Origin of the sequence: Flavobacterium movens, from assembly GCF_039581425.1 — a bacterium.
GTDB lineage: Bacteria > Bacteroidota > Bacteroidia > Flavobacteriales > Flavobacteriaceae > Flavobacterium > Flavobacterium luteolum.
The window spans coordinates 491,421-506,825 of record NZ_JBCPXY010000002.1 but is presented as its reverse complement, the minus strand read 5'-3'; the positions used below and the strand labels follow the sequence as shown (position 1 = coordinate 506,825).

General features: G+C 33.1%; 16 protein-coding genes. 12 read left to right on the top strand and 4 right to left on the bottom strand.

What is annotated here, in order from left to right; translation table 11 throughout:
* Window positions 1-123: 123 nt before the first annotated feature.
* The 7 genes from AAYQ05_RS05525 (at window position 124) to AAYQ05_RS05495 (ending at window position 5,293) form a co-directional block, all read left to right on the top strand.
* The gene (locus tag AAYQ05_RS05525; protein ID WP_343541725.1) at window positions 124-1,248 is read left to right on the top strand and encodes a lactonase family protein; all 1,125 of its coding nucleotides are present in this window, start codon (window positions 124-126) and stop codon (window positions 1,246-1,248) included.
* Window positions 1,249-1,347: 99 nt separating this feature from the next.
* Window positions 1,348-1,866 (top strand): GNAT family N-acetyltransferase, encoded by a 519-nt coding sequence (locus AAYQ05_RS05520; protein WP_343541724.1) that lies wholly within the window; start codon window positions 1,348-1,350, stop codon window positions 1,864-1,866.
* Between the two features lie 60 nt (window positions 1,867-1,926).
* Entirely contained in the window at window positions 1,927-2,508 is a 582-nt protein-coding gene (locus tag AAYQ05_RS05515; RefSeq protein ID WP_343541723.1) for an LOG family protein, read from the top strand.
* Between the two features lie 111 nt (window positions 2,509-2,619).
* Complete coding sequence (locus AAYQ05_RS05510) at window positions 2,620-3,087, top strand: SRPBCC family protein (protein ID WP_343541722.1); 468 nt, start codon at window positions 2,620-2,622, stop codon at window positions 3,085-3,087.
* Window positions 3,088-3,290: 203 nt separating this feature from the next.
* Window positions 3,291-3,659, top strand: coding sequence for an iron chaperone (locus AAYQ05_RS05505; RefSeq protein WP_343541721.1), 369 nt, complete (start codon window positions 3,291-3,293; stop codon window positions 3,657-3,659).
* Window positions 3,660-3,700: 41 nt separating this feature from the next.
* Window positions 3,701-4,600, top strand: a complete 900-nt coding sequence (locus tag AAYQ05_RS05500; RefSeq protein ID WP_343541720.1) for a TlpA family protein disulfide reductase — start codon at window positions 3,701-3,703, stop codon at window positions 4,598-4,600.
* 9 nt (window positions 4,601-4,609) lie between these two features.
* Entirely contained in the window at window positions 4,610-5,293 is a 684-nt protein-coding gene (locus AAYQ05_RS05495; protein ID WP_343541719.1) for a 2'-5' RNA ligase family protein, read from the top strand.
* An 81-nt stretch (window positions 5,294-5,374) separates the two neighbouring features.
* On the opposite strand, the gene AAYQ05_RS05490 is transcribed toward AAYQ05_RS05495, so the two are convergent.
* Genes AAYQ05_RS05490 through AAYQ05_RS05475 form a run of 4 tightly spaced genes read right to left on the bottom strand, consistent with a single transcriptional unit; the run spans window position 5,375 to window position 9,331 of the window.
* The gene (locus tag AAYQ05_RS05490; RefSeq protein ID WP_343541718.1) at window positions 5,375-5,734 is read right to left on the bottom strand and encodes a VOC family protein; all 360 of its coding nucleotides are present in this window, start codon (window positions 5,732-5,734) and stop codon (window positions 5,375-5,377) included.
* A 56-nt stretch (window positions 5,735-5,790) separates the two neighbouring features.
* Complete coding sequence (locus tag AAYQ05_RS05485; protein ID WP_343541716.1) at window positions 5,791-6,666, bottom strand: hypothetical protein; 876 nt, start codon at window positions 6,664-6,666, stop codon at window positions 5,791-5,793.
* Window positions 6,667-6,713: 47 nt separating this feature from the next.
* Window positions 6,714-7,172 (bottom strand): hypothetical protein, encoded by a 459-nt coding sequence (locus AAYQ05_RS05480; protein WP_343541715.1) that lies wholly within the window; start codon window positions 7,170-7,172, stop codon window positions 6,714-6,716.
* 11 nt (window positions 7,173-7,183) lie between these two features.
* Window positions 7,184-9,331, bottom strand: coding sequence for a cation:proton antiporter (locus AAYQ05_RS05475; protein WP_281633343.1), 2,148 nt, complete (start codon window positions 9,329-9,331; stop codon window positions 7,184-7,186).
* A gap of 297 nt (window positions 9,332-9,628) precedes the next feature.
* On the opposite strand from AAYQ05_RS05475, the gene AAYQ05_RS05470 reads away from it, so the two are divergent.
* The 5 genes from AAYQ05_RS05470 to AAYQ05_RS05450 all read left to right on the top strand — a co-directional run bounded on the left by AAYQ05_RS05470 (window position 9,629) and on the right by AAYQ05_RS05450 (window position 15,326).
* Window positions 9,629-11,056: an L-serine ammonia-lyase gene (locus AAYQ05_RS05470; protein ID WP_343541714.1), complete on the top strand. Its 1,428-nt coding sequence runs from the start codon at window positions 9,629-9,631 to the stop codon at window positions 11,054-11,056.
* Window positions 11,057-11,303: 247 nt separating this feature from the next.
* On the top strand, window positions 11,304-12,122 hold the full coding sequence (gene panB, locus AAYQ05_RS05465) for a 3-methyl-2-oxobutanoate hydroxymethyltransferase (RefSeq protein ID WP_343541713.1): 819 nt from the start codon (window positions 11,304-11,306) through the stop codon (window positions 12,120-12,122).
* Between the two features lie 191 nt (window positions 12,123-12,313).
* The gene (locus AAYQ05_RS05460; protein ID WP_343541712.1) at window positions 12,314-13,003 is read left to right on the top strand and encodes an RluA family pseudouridine synthase; all 690 of its coding nucleotides are present in this window, start codon (window positions 12,314-12,316) and stop codon (window positions 13,001-13,003) included.
* A gap of 76 nt (window positions 13,004-13,079) precedes the next feature.
* Window positions 13,080-14,408 carry an aldehyde dehydrogenase gene (locus AAYQ05_RS05455; RefSeq protein ID WP_343541710.1) on the top strand — a complete coding sequence of 443 codons (1,329 nt, stop codon included), beginning with the start codon at window positions 13,080-13,082 and terminating at the stop codon, window positions 14,406-14,408.
* Window positions 14,409-14,528: 120 nt separating this feature from the next.
* Complete coding sequence (locus tag AAYQ05_RS05450; protein ID WP_343541709.1) at window positions 14,529-15,326, top strand: DUF2189 domain-containing protein; 798 nt, start codon at window positions 14,529-14,531, stop codon at window positions 15,324-15,326.
* Window positions 15,327-15,405: the final 79 nt, after the last annotated feature.

Here is a 15,405-nt window from a genome sequence, read left to right as displayed (position 1 = left end):
CAGAGCGAAATCGAAGGGCGCTCCAATTGGCACTAGGACTTCGACTTCACTCAGTCTGACAAAAGTGAACAAAACATGAAACCTGAATCTTGAAACTCTAAAACCAAAAACAAACTAAAAACCGTGAAACAAAAAATAATATTTCTATCCTTTTTCTTCCTTTTAATAACCAATGCCTTTTCTCAAAACACTTATGTCTTTTTAGGCTCATATAATCGTGATAAATCGGCAGAGGCTATTCAGGTTTATCAATTGGATACTTTGAGTGGGAAGCTAACCAAATTTACGTCGGTTAAAAATATTGTGAATCCGTCGTATTTGACGGTTTCTCCAAATGGGAAATATGTTTATGCGTGTACAGATACCAAAACACCTAATGCAGGAAGTGTAAGCAGTTTTGAATTTAACGCAACAGCAAAAACTTTGACTTTTTTAAACAGTCAAAGAAGCGGTGGCGAAAATCCTGTGTATGTCAGCGTTCATAAAAGCGGAAAATGGCTGGCAAATGCAAATTACACAGAAGGAAGCGTATCGGTTTATCCGCTTCTAGAAAATGGTAAAATTGATTCTATTGCGCAGAATTTTCAATATACAGATGGAAGCGTCAATAAAGAAAGACAAACCAAATCTCATGTGCATTCTGCCGTATTTTCTCCACAGTGCGATTATTTGTTTTTACCCGATTTAGGCGCCGACAAAATACGCTGTTATGCATTTGATGAAAATCAGAAAAAACCTTTAATAGAAACTCAAAATCCATTTACCAAAACCGATTTGGAAGCTGGACCAAGACATTTTACCTTTCACCCAAATCAAAAATGGGGATATTGCATAGAAGAAATGGCTGGACAAGTAAGTGTTTACAATTATGAAAATGGCATTTTAAACAAAATACAGCGCATTGCCACACATCCCGACAAAATTAAAGAAGGTTTTGAAAGCTCTGATATTCATATTTCTCCCGACGGAAAGTTTCTTTACGCCACAAACCGAGGCAAAGAAAACAATATCGCAATTTTCTCTATTGATGAAAACGGACTTTTGAAAAACATTGGCTATCAATCTACTTTAGGAAAACATCCTCGTATTTTTGCTATTGACGAAAGCGGAAAATTTCTAGTTGCTTCGAATGTTTTAACGGGTAATATTATAGTTTTTAAAAGAAATCTGAAAACGGGATTATTAAAGAAAGTAGGTAAAGAAGTAAAAATGGAGAGTGTTTCCTGTGCGCAGATTAAACAGATTTAATTTTCTTATAAGTATATTATAAATAATCTTGTCATTTCTCATTACTTGAAATGACAAACTTTGCGTTAAAAATTATTAAATAATTAAAAAAATATGACAATGAATAACTTCAATTTACAGCCAGATTTTTTAGAAAACGAAATTTCAAAATTAATTCCGCTAGAAGAAAAACATTTTGAAGCATTGTTTGAAGCAGCTTCCGATCCTTTAATTTGGGAACAGAATCCTGTAAAAGACCGATATACAAGAGAAGGTTTTAAAACTTATTTTGACATTATAATTACAAAAAGTTCATTCTTAATTCTCGATAAACAAACCAATGAAGTTATGGGAACAACAAGTTTTTATGACTACAATCCAGAAAAATCGAATGTTGGAATTGGTTATACTTTCATTACAAGAAAATATTGGGGCGGACCATATAATAGTTCAAATAAGAAATTAATGATGGATTATGCTTTCCAGCATGTTAATTCGGTACTTTTTCATATCGGAGCTGAAAATTACCGTTCTCAAAAAGCCGTTTTAAAGCTAGGAGCGGAAAAAATTAACGAACTGACATTTATTATTAACGGCACTGATTTTCCTTATTTCGAATATGAATTGAAAAAAAAGTAAAATGTTTCTAATTTACCATTTCACATCTAACATTTCACATCTAACATTTTACAAAAAAGAATGAAAAGAATAACTGTTTTCTGCGCCTCTAGTTTCGGCACTGAAAAAATTTTCGAAGAACAAGCCTTAGCTTTAGGGAAAACTTTGGCCGAACAAAATATAGAATTAGTTTATGGCGGTGCAAATGTAGGCTTGATGGGCGCAGTTGCAGATGGAGCTTTAAATGCAGGCGGAAAAGTAATTGGTGTGCTACCTAACTTTTTAAGATCTAAAGAAATTGCGCATTTAGGATTAACCGAATTAATTTTGGTAGAAAGCATGCATGAAAGAAAAACCAAAATGAATGATTTATGCGATGGCGTAATTGCTCTTCCTGGAGGTTTTGGAACACTTGAAGAGCTTTTCGAAATGCTAACTTGGGCACAATTAGGATTACATAAAAAACCAATCGCCATTTTAAACGTAAACGGTTTCTACGATTCGCTAATAAATTTATTGCAAACCATGACAGAAAAAGGATTACTCAAAGAAGTCAATCAAGAAATGCTTTTAGTTAGTGAAAATATTGACGATTTGCTGGAGCAAATGAAGAATTATGTTGCGCCAACTGTTGGAAAATGGATTGACAAGAAAAAGTTATAAATTGTGAATTATGAGTTAAGAGTTGCCTGTTCAGAATAAAAACTACAAAATTTAGAGTTATATTTACAAATCCATCTCGCTTCTAACAAACAACATCTAACTTCAAAAGAAATGAAAACAGAAAATAACAAATTCGCAAGAGCCGAAATGCTGATTCGAAAACCTGTTTCAGAAGTTTTTCAGGCTTTTATTGATCCGCAGATTACGAGTAAATTTTGGTTTACAAAAGGATCCGGAAAATTAGAAGAAAATCAAAAAACCGAATGGACTTGGGAAATGTATGGTTTTTCGCTTTCGGTTACCACACTTGTTTTACAGGAAAATAAAAAGATTGTCATTGAATGGGGAAATCCAGATGAAATCACTTTGGTAGAATGGGTTTTTAGTCCTTTAAACGAAAATGAAACTTTTGTGAGTATTACCAATTCTGGTTTTCATGGAGATTCAGACAAAATAATTGATCAGGTTCGTAATTCAACTGAAGGTTTTACTTTGGTTTTAGCGGGTGCAAAAGCTTATTTAGAGCATAGTTTACAATTGAATTTGGTTTTGGATCGTTTTCCGAAAGGTCTTGCTTAATGGTATAATTTAACGGCAAAGGGCGCAAAGTTTTTTGAGAGTCATTAAAATGAAAAGTTCACAAAGCATTTTCTACACAAAGCTTTGCGAACTTAAAATATAGATTTTGCTTAGTCTTCGTATTAAAAAAAACTTAGCGCACTTTGCGGTAAAAATTTAACTGTAAAGAAGGGGAACTTGAAACAATTAAAAAACAAAAGAAAATGGAAGTTAAAAAGCCAGAAAACATAGACGAATACATTGGCGGATTTCCTAATGACGTTCAGGAAGTTTTAGAAAATGTCAGAGCAACGATTCAGCAAGCAGCGCCCGATGCAAAGGAAAAAATTAGCTATTCCATGCCTGCTTTTGAGCAAAATGGTATTGTCGTTTATTTTGCTGCTTTCAAAAACCATATCGGACTTTACGCTTTGCCAAGCGGACATGAAGCTTTTGCCGCAAAACTTTCTAAATATAAATCAGGAAAAGGTTCTGTTCAATTTCCATTAAAAGATCCAATGCCTTATGATTTGATTACTGAAATTGTAAAGTTTAGAGTCAAAGAAAATCTTGAAAAAGCCAAAAAGAAATAATTCTAAAATCTATTTTCTTATCATTTACAAAGTCTTATTTAATGAAAAAAATAAATCTTCTTTTTTTACTTTTTACCTTTTTTGTAAGCTATTCTAGTTTTGCTCAAGACGAAACTACAATTGAAAAAGAAATTTTAGAACTTCATAAACCCACAAAAAAAGTTCGCGACTCAATTATAAAGTTGCAAAAAGAAGTTTATTTAAAAATTGAATTTGAAAAAGACTCCATAATTAAAAATCAATTAAAGCTTCGATTAGATGAATTAGAAAACGCAAAAGATCAAAATGATATTGAAGAATTAAAACTTGATTTTGTTTTTGCTAAAAACCATCCTAATTCATACCGTGCTTTACAACTAATACGAGTTCCTGTTAATCGTTTTATTGGAATGAATTTTTATGACACTTTTGTGGAAGTTTTTGAAAATTTTACGCCAGAAATAAAGAATTCAGAAAAAGGACAGGAAATGTCCGAGAAACTAAAATATTTCAAACAAAGTAAAATTGGAAGTCAAGCTCCCGATTTTAATCTGAAAGATATTAATAACAATGCCATTTCGCTTGCTGATTTTAAAAACAAACAATATATTTTAATAGATTTCTGGGCTAGCTGGTGTGCTCCTTGCCGCGAAGAATTACCTTATATTAAGGAGTTATACAAAAATTATAAATCACTTGGCTTTGAAATTATAAGCATTACTAGAGATGAAAACTTAGATGCTTGGAAAAAGGCTATTATTAAAGATAAAATCGGGTCTTGGAAACATATTTCAATTTTAGAGAATAATAGTTCTATTGATAAAGATTATTTTGTTAACGGAATTCCTCATAAAGTTCTTATCGATAAAAACGGCATTATTATTGGGAAATGGAAAGGCAGCGGAGAAAGCAACAAACATGATTTACAAAAGCTTTTAAAATCGATTTTTGAAGCAGAATAATATACATCAATGAATTTAACCGAACATTACAATCAGCTTTACAAAACATCTTCTGAAATCATTTCGGCAGGAAAATATTCAATCGATTCTGAACTTAAAAATGAATCAGATTCCCGTTTTGGAATAACACTGCTTATTCGCCCAAATGAGGAAACTAAAGCTAATATTCAGCAATTTATCAATGCACTAAAAAAAGCAGAACCTCAGCAGTATTTTTATCCCGATTCAGATATTCATATTACAGTAATGTCAATTATTTCTTGTTCGGATAAATTTACTTTAAATCAGATTTCACCAAACGAATATATTGAGGTAATTTGCAGAAGTCTTGTTGATGTTGAAAAAATTAAAATTCATTATAAAGGTATAACTGCTTCTCCATCGGCAATTATGATTCAGGGTTTTCCAAGTGATGAGACACTGCATAATTTACGAAACAGACTTCGTGAAAATTTCAAGAATTCAGGATTACAGCAATCTATAGACAGCCGATATGAAATTTCTACCGCACACTCTACCATAATGCGCTTTCAGGAAAAACTTCATGACCCTAAAAAACTGATGGAAATTGCAGAAAAATTTCGTGATTATGATTTCGGAGAATTTGAGGTTAAAAACTTAGAATTGGTTTATAACGACTGGTATCAGCGAAAAAGTACAACACGTGTGTTAGGCGATTTCGGATTGAGGTGATTTTTTGCTTGCCACTAATTTTATTGAAGTGAATAAAAAAATAATTCGTGAAAATTCGTGGCGAAAACCAGAATCCCAACTTTATTTAAATTTTCCAAAATGCCATAAAACTCCCGAAGGATCATGCAGGAAACATTCGCTTCCCCAATCTAAATGGCGAGTTGGGGTTAGTTTTACACCGTATTTTTCAGTTAAATTGAGTGCTTCTAATTCACTATAATAACGATCCACATCATCAACTTCTAGAAAAATCATAGTATTTTCGTTCCAGCTTTTATCGTAATAATCTTGAAGATAAAAAGCGATTTCTCCCGTTTTAAAAACTGAGAAATTAGATTCTAAAACTGTTTCCTCGAATCCTAAATCGCGATAAAAGCTTCTTGAGATTTCAAAATTTTTAGAACCAATAAAAGGACGTATTGACTTAGCATTGTGATTCATCTCAGTATTTATTTAAGATTTATGTTTTCAGTAAGTTAACAAAGAAATAAAACTCTTTATTTAACTTTCACAATATTATATTTTAAACCATCTCTCGTTTCTCTATCATTTACGACACCAAATTGATAAACAAAATCATTGTACTTTAATATTTTGTCTTTTCTATCATAAATCAGAATAGAGATAAAAGAATCATATTTTGACGAATTGTCCGTTTTCTTTTCATTGTAAAATTCGTTAAAAATTATGCCTTTAACTTTAAGCAAATTTTGATCATACTTTACGTCAAATTGTGTTTCTTGTGTAACTTGATTTCCATAATGCACAACTGCTTTGTAAGTACCTTCCACAAAATCGTCATACATTTCTTTTCTCACCAATGAATTATCTCTACAATCGACAGAAACAATTTTAGATTTATTATTAAATTTGACATCCTTTATTGCTTCATTTTCAACAAATCCAACAAAACAGTTTTTATCTTTAAACACAGAAATTTTCGAGTATTTACTTCCTTTAGATAGCAACTCGATTCGCTTTCCTGCAGGAATAACAAAATCAATATTTTTATAGTTATTGGTATCGAGAGTATCGCTCAGCAAATAATTTTGCCTCGTAGTTAAATTATCAATATCATTTTTATCAAACAAAATCTCCAGCACAACTTCCTTATCAAATGATCTAACTTGTGTTACTGAGAAAGATTCATCTTTATATTTCTTAAGCTTAATAATATTAAAATCACATCCTTTTTTACATTTCCCAATTAATTCTACACTATCATTTTTAGTAAGTGTAGCTATTTTACCATCTTTTAAGCTGGAAGGTGTTGTAAAGTCTGATGGCAAACGAACTTTATGAGTAAAGTTTCTTTGTGCAAAAGCACAACCTGACAAAAACAACAATGCAATTAATACTATTTTTTCTCTCATTTATTTTTTCTGATATACTATTGAAAAACTTATTCGCTTCTGAAAGATTACAAATTTATGTCGTTATAATAAATTAAAAACCATTTATTTTTGATCAGTTTAAATTGTCTTTCGACTTCAAAACCGCTGTTATCAATCCAAAATTTCTCCGTAATTAATGTATCCGTTTTTATTATTGAATGTTGATACTCTCCTATTTCAGTTTTTTCAGCAACCGGAATTACTTGAAACTGCCAGTTTTTTCGCGTCCAATTGCTCTGCTCAAAACCAGTGATATGCTTTCCTTCAATAGGGAAATCAACTCTAGAAACCTGAAAAATTGAATCTGAGTGGAATTTTTTATTGAACTCATCAAAATTCTCAGGAAGTTCTCTTTTTGCAAATCTTGCAACGCTATCAATATCAGGTATTTTAGAATTTAAATCTGATTCCTGTTTTGCTTTGTTAGTACAATTCAAAGAAAAGAGTGCAAAAGCAAAAATTAATAAAACGCTCGAGATTTTCATTAAAATGAAATTTAATTCTTTTTCAAAATACTTCCAATACCTCGACCAATCTGTTCTATTGCCTCAATTCCTTTTGCGAGAGGTGATGCCGTAAAATCTTCATAAGCATCCATTGCGCTTTCTTTGCGATCGTCTTGCGGGTACACAAGTATTACGTTGTTACTATCGAAGTATTTTTCGAATTTCTGTGGCAACTTATCAAAGATAGATTGATACGAAACCGAACCTTTTCTAGAAAGATTAAAGACTACCAAATCTGTTGGTTTTATTTCGTCTGAAATGCTTTCAAAATCTTCCCAGTCAGAAACATTTTTAAATCCTAATTTGGCGTTTAATTTCAAATTATTGGCAATCTGCTGAATGGATTCATGCGTTTTGTATTCAGCATAAACCACAATTGGAATACTCAATTCTTGTGATAAACGACATATTTTCTGAAGCAGTAAATGAAAACCAACGCCTCTTTCAGTAAATGGCGGGCAGACAAAAACCAATCTTTTTTCTTCTATAAAATTCTTTTGGAATCTACAGATAAACAAACTTTTATCAACATTATTAATTATTGAATCGACATTTTCTCCAAATATTTTATCAATAAAACCAGTTTTTCTTGGCCAGCCTACAATCACAATATCAGACATGATTTCTTTAGAAGTTCTCGCAATTCCACTTGCCGGATTGTGATCAATTCTGGCAATAGTATTGATCTTAACTTCTGAAGCTGAGCCTTGAATAACAAATTTATCGGCCGCTTTTCTGTATTTTAAAATGTTCTTTTCTGCCTGATTATTATTGGGAACAATGGTCAATAACGTAATCGGGTTAGATGATTTTTTATCTTTTATCAAAAGGGCAAAATCCAGTAAACTTGCCGCTGCAGAAGTTTTGGCCAGCGGAATCAGAATGTGTTCGTCTAAAATCTGATCTCTTCCAGTATCTTCATGCGAAAACTCTTCTTCGCAGATTGCAATTTTCTTAGCCGCTTTTTCAGTTGCAAATGAGGCCACAATACATGTAATCAGAATCAGGATAATGGTTCCGTTTAAGATATTTTCATCTAAAATTTTGGCTTTAAAACCTACCAAAATAACAGCTAAAGTAGCAGCAGCGTGTGCACTGCTCAATCCGAAAATAAGCTGTCTTTCGGTTTTGGTGTATTTAAAAACAATTTGAGTAAAAAATGCAGCGATCCATTTTCCAAATATCGCCACAACACTTAAAGTTCCTGCCACAATCAAAGCTGTAGGTCCGCTCAAAATAACGCTGACATCTACTAGCATTCCAACAGAAATCAAGAAAAACGGGATAAACAACGAATTTCCCATAAATTCAATTCTATTCATCAGAGCAGAAGAATGCGGAATTAACGGATTTAAAGCCAGACCCGCTACGAAAGCTCCAATAATTGGCTCTACTCCTGCCACTTCGGCCAAAAAGGCTGCGAAGAAAACAACTGAAAGCACAAATATATAATGGGCATGTTTCTCACTTTCTAATTTTTTAAAAAACCATTTTGCAATACGCGGAATAACCACAAACATAATAGCAGAGAAAATCGCTAAGGAAATTGTTAGTTTAATCCAAAATGCCTGATTTAGATTCCCCTGAGCGCTTCCCATAATGACGGCCAGAATAATCAAAACTGCTGTATCGGTCAGAATAGTACCGCCAACTGTTATGGCAACCGCCTGATTTTTGGCAATTCCCAATTTACTCACAATCGGATAAGCAACCAATGTGTGGGTTGCAAACATACTTGCTGTTAAGAAACTGGCATTAAAATCATATTGAAGCAAATAAAAACAAACTGGAAATCCGATGGAAAGTGGTAGAATAAACGTAAAAAAACCAAAGAGCAAACTCTTATTTCGATTGGCTTTAAACTCATTCATATCCAATTCTAGTCCAGCAATAAACATAATGTATAAAAGTCCAATAGTCGAAAAGAGATCAACCGCAGAGTTTTTTGCCAAGATATTTAAACCATGCGGACCGATAATAACCCCTGAGATAATAAGTCCGATAATTCCGGGAATGTTAATCTTTTTAAGTAAAATTGGACAAAGCAGAATTATAAAAAGTATTAACGAAAAAATCAATACAGGGTTGCTTAAAGGTAATTCGAATTCTTGTAATAGATGTCTGAAAAATTCTATCATATGGTAACTTTATCTTCTTGTGGTATTCATATTTGTAAAAAGACATTTTCAGAATTCAAACAAAATCCATGAAGTATTAATAATTAAAAGAGCGAAGCATAAATACAACTCGTTCTTTTACAAAAATACCGAAAAAACACTAACTTTTAACGGAAACCGCATATTAAGGTTTTAAATTTATTTCGTTGCCGAATTATTAAATTTTAATATAATTTTTAACAAATACGCAATATTAACATTAAAAAATAAATTATCGTTGCATTATTCGATTATCTTTGTCTTAACAAAAACTAAACAATGGAAGAATGTATCTCTGTTTTTGATATGCTTAAAATTGGCGTTGGCCCTTCAAGCTCACATACTTTAGGTCCTTGGCGTGCTGCCGAACGTTTTTTGGAAGAGCTCAAAGACGAAGCAATTTTAGACGATATTACAAGAGTAAAAGTCGACTTATATGGCTCACTTTCTTTAACTGGAAAAGGCCACGCAACAGATCTTGCCGTTATGCTCGGATTGAGCGGACAAGATCCTGAATATATTCCTGTTGAAGATATCGCAGGAATTATTAAAAAAATCGAAACCACAAACGAAATCAATTTGGGCAACCAAAAAGTGATTCCGTTCTTTTTTCTTCAAGACATTGTTTTCAACAAGGACTTTCTTCCGTTTCATGCAAACGGCTTAAAATTTACGGCTTACAAGTCTGATGATTCAGAATACGAATCTACTTTTTATTCTATTGGTGGCGGATTTGTCGTAAAAGAAGAACGTACAAATGCTAAAGAAAAAAAAGCAATAAAATGCACCTTTCCTTACCCAATTCAAAATGCAGCTGAATTATTGAATTATACGATTACGGAAAACAAATCGATTTCTGAAATTGTATATCAAAATGAAATTTCGATGCGTCCAGAAGCCGAAGTGCATTCAGAATTAATGCGTGTCTGGAACACCATGCTGGAGTGTATGTACATTGGCTGTCACTCTGAAGGTATTCTTCCTGGCGGACTTCATGTACGCAGAAGGGCTTTTGACATGCACCAAAATCTAATCGGATTATCCAATTATACTGACCCGCAAAGTTGGCTGGAAGAAATTAGAAAAACTGAAGTTAAATTTCGTCAGATTTTAAAATGGGTAAGCTGTTTTGCACTTGCCGTGAATGAAGTAAATGCGTCTTTAGGACGTGTAGTTACTGCTCCAACCAACGGAAGTTCTGGTGTAATTCCAGCCGTTTTAATGTATTATATGGTGATCGAAAACCATAATGCAGGCGAAAAAGAAATCAAACAATTTTTGATGGTGGCGGGCGAAATTGGAAGTATCTTCAAAAAAGGATCCACTATTTCTGCTGCAATGGGCGGATGTCAGGCCGAAATTGGCGTTTCATCTTCTATGGCGGCGGCGGCACTTTGCGAATTAATGGGTGGAACTCCTGCTCAGGTTTTAATGGCTGCTGAAATCGCAATGGAACATCATTTAGGTTTAACATGCGATCCAATTGGCGGTTTGGTGCAGATTCCTTGTATCGAAAGAAATACAATGGGTGCAATTAAAGCGATAAATGCTGCTGAATTAGCTTTAGAAACTGATTCTAAAAATGCTAAAGTTCCTTTAGACAAAGTGATCAACACAATGTGGGAAACGGCAAAAGATATGAATTCAAAATACAAAGAAACTTCTGAAGGAGGTCTTGCAATCGCTGTAAATATGGCTGATTGCTAAAATTTAAAGTTTGCCACGAATTCCTCGAATTAGCACTAATTTAAATACAAAAGTAATTCGTGAAAATTGGAGAAATTCGTGGCAAAAAATATTAAAATCACTACACAATTACTCTATTGTAATAGGAAACAGTCCATTTCTATTAGGATTTAAAGACCGAAAACCATTTTCTCTCGAAATATTCTATAATTGCTAATTCCCTTTTTACAATTATTCAATACTTTTACATTATCAAAAAAACAATAAAATGTCAGTAGCAAAAAAAGATTATAAAAGAATCACAACAAAGTCATTAATTGAAATGAAAAGCAATGGAGAAAAAATCTCTATGCTTACTGCGTACGATTATACAATGGCTAAAATTGTTGATACCGCTGGTGTCGATGTAATTTTAGTTGGTGATTCGGCATCAAACGTAATGGCTGGTCACGAAACAACCCTGCCAATTACTTTAGATCAAATGATTTATCATGCTTCTTCTGTAGTTCGTGCTGTCGAAAGAGGTTTGGTTGTAGTTGACTTGCCTTTTGGAAGTTATCAGTCAGATTCAAAAGAAGCTTTACGTTCTTCTATCAGGATCATGAAAGAAAGTGGTGCTCATGCTGTGAAACTTGAAGGTGGAAAAGAAATTAAAGAATCTATCAAAAAAATATTAAATGCTGGAATTCCAGTTATGGGACATTTAGGTCTAACTCCTCAATCTATCTATAAATTCGGTACCTATACTGTTCGTGCCAAAGAAGAAGAAGAAGCAGACAAGTTAATTGAAGATGCTCAAATGCTTGAAAAAGTAGGCTGTTTTGCTGTTGTTTTGGAAAAAATTCCAGCTGCTCTTGCTAAAAAAGTAGCAGAAAGCATTTCTATTCCTGTTATCGGAATTGGTGCCGGAGGCGGTGTTGACGGTCAAGTTTTAGTGATCCACGATATGTTAGGAATGAATAATGAGTTTAGTCCGCGTTTCTTACGCCGCTATTTAAATTTATACGAGCAAATGACACAAGCAATTGGTCAATATGCTGCAGATGTTAAGTCTAGCGATTTTCCGAACGCAAATGAACAATATTAATTTTTTTTTAAAGATACTAAGGTTCTGAGTTGCTATCCCGATATCTATCGGGACTAAGTTTTTAGGTTCAAAGAGGCAAAGGAACAAAGGTTCAAAGATTTTTGAATTGCCTCCAGCTTTAGCTGGAGGTTTATTTTTAACACATATAAAAGGCTTTAGCCAAACTTTTCAATTTAAAATTTCACTTCAAAATGAAAATTGTTTCAGATAAAAATAATCTCCAAGTTTTACACGAAGACAATCACATAATTGTGGTCAACAAACGCGTTGGCGATATTGTACAAGGCGATAAAACTGGTGACAAACCTTTGTCTGATGTTGTAAAAGAATACATTAAAGCCAAATACAATAAACCTGGAGATGTTTTTTTAGGTGTTATTCATCGTTTGGATCGACCAACAACTGGAATTGTAGTTTTTGCGAGAACCAGTAAGGCTTTATCGCGAATGAATGAATTGTTTAGTAATCGCGAAACAAAAAAAACATATTGGGCTGTTGTAAAGAATAAACCAATTGAAGCGTCTTCTAAACTGGTTCATTATTTAAAACGAAATGAAAAAAATAATACTTCAAAAGCACATTTAAAAGAAGTTCCTGATAGCAAACTAGCAAGTTTAGATTATACCATAATTAAAGAACTTCAAAATTATACTGCGCTCGAAATCAATTTACATACAGGGCGTCATCATCAAATTCGTGCACAGTTATCTGCAATTGGTTCGCCAATTAAAGGAGATCTTAAATATGGCGCAGATCGAAGCAATCCGGATGGAGGAATTCATCTTCACGCCAGAAAACTCACTTTTGTGCATCCTGTTTCTAAAGAAAACGTTACGATTATTGCTCCTACACCAGATGATCCAATTTGGAATGCTGTATGATTTTTATGATTTAATTGTTAAATTTTTAAATTTTATCGATTAACTTGCATGGAGTAAAAAACAAGCTAATCGGAAAATGGATTATAAAAGTAACATCGGATATCGAAAGGAAACTCTAAAAAAGTTATTGTACAATATTCAGAAAAGTGAAGATTTAATTGTAAAAGCTTTGTACGATGACTTTAAAAAACCAGAGTTCGAAGCTGTTTTGACCGAAACCAATTATGTCATTTCAGAGCTTAAAGATGTTATAAAAAACATCAATAAATGGGCAAGACCCAAACGTGTCTTTCCATCCATTCTCAATTTCCCTTCTAGCGATTATATTTACAAAGAACCTTACGGAGATGTATTGATTATTGCGCCTTGGAATTATCCTTTTCAGCTGGCTTTATGCCCTTTAGTTGCCGCAGTTGCCGCAGGAAACAGAGTTGTTCTGAAACCTTCTGAACTTACACCTCACACATCTGCAGTAATTGCAAAAATTATAGAAAAAACTTTTCATGTTAATCATGTAGAAGTTTTTGAAGGCGGAATTGAAGTTTCTAATAAACTGCTTGCACAGCGCTGGGATTATATCTTTTTTACTGGAAGCGTCGCTGTCGGTAAAATTGTTGCAAAAGCCGCAGCAGAAAATTTAACTCCAGTTACACTCGAATTAGGAGGGAAAAATCCATGTATAATTGACGAAACTGCCAATTTAAAGCTCGCCGCAAAACGAATTGTCTGGGGAAAATTTATCAATGCTGGCCAAACTTGCATTGCTCCTGATTATATTCTGATTCAGAAAAACATGAAGGTTAATTTCATTTCTTATCTAATTGAGGAAATCATAAAAGCGTATGGTAAAAAAATTGACAAATCTCCCGATTTCGCTAGAATTATAAATACAAAAAATTGGTACCGACTAACCAATATGATTCAGAATGAACATGTTTTATTTGGAGGAGAAAGCGATGCCAACAAACTTTATATTGCCCCAACACTTCTTGAAGAGCCAGATTTGGACAGTCCGGTTATGAAAGAAGAAATCTTCGGTCCGATTCTTCCAATTCTAGTTTACGAAAATGAAAATGACATCGAAAAGATTGTCAGCCGATATGAGAAACCTCTTTCATTTTATATTTTTAGCGAAAATAATTCATTCGTTCAACAATTACTTTCAAAATATTCCTTTGGAGGTGGTTGTATCAACGACACTGTGATTCATTTCTCTAATAACAGATTGCCTTTTGGCGGTGTTGGCCATAGCGGAATTGGCGCTTATCATGGCAAACGAAGCTTCGACACTTTTTCTCATCATAAAGCAATTGTAAAAAAAGGAAACTGGTTGGATTTACCTATGCGTTATGCGCCTTACAAAGACAAACTGGTTTCAATAAAACGAATTTTAGACTGGTTATAAATCAGTTAAAAACATTTCGGAATGTTTTATAGATTTTTATACTGAATTGATTAAAAATATTATATTTACGTCAAGATACCTTTCAAATAGTACAAGTCTATAAAACAATTTTACATACAAATGAAATCTACACTTAACCAAATTGAGGACATTAAAAAAAATGGCTATTCCCTTGATTTTGCTACAGTTTTTAATCACGCTTTCGAAAACTATAAAAAAATAGCACTGTATTCCGGGCTAATCATTTTAGTATTTTCAATTATTGCCGCTGTGGCTTTTATGGGAATTATGATTGCCTATTTTGGGGCTGAAGCCATGACAAAAGATTTCATTCAAAACATAGAAAACCAACAATTCACTGCTGTTCAGCTTGTAATACAAACCGTTGCTGTTTCCCTGCTTGCTGGAATTACAGCTCCATTTGGCGCAGGTTTTCTTAAAATGGCAGATTCTGCAGATAAAGATGTAGAATTTAATGTTTCAACTATTTTCAGTTATTACAAAGCGCCCTATTTTGGACAAATTTTTGTTGCTGCTTTTATTCCTGCTTTACTAGGAACAGCTCTTGCTACTTTAGTAGAAAGTTCAGGTATTTTATTTGTCGGAAATCTGATTTCATTTACTGTTTCTTTCTTTATGTATCTATCAATTCCATTAATTGTTTTTGGAAATCTTAATGCAATTGATGCCATAAAATCAAGCTTAATTGTCGTTACTAAAAATCCGCTTAACATATTTGCTTTTTTTATAATAGGTTTTCTTGGTTCGATGGTTGGTTTTATAGGCTGTTGTGTCGGAATCATTTTTACAGTTGTTTTTAACAGCTCTATGATTTATGCCACCTATTTTGCCATTTTTGGAACACCATCTGAAGAAGAAGATTCAATTGATTCAATCGGAAAATACAATGTAGATTAAAATAGAGATTTCTTAATTAAAGAGAACCTAACCACTTCTTTTAAGAATTTTCAAAACGCTATTTACTTAACCAACATAC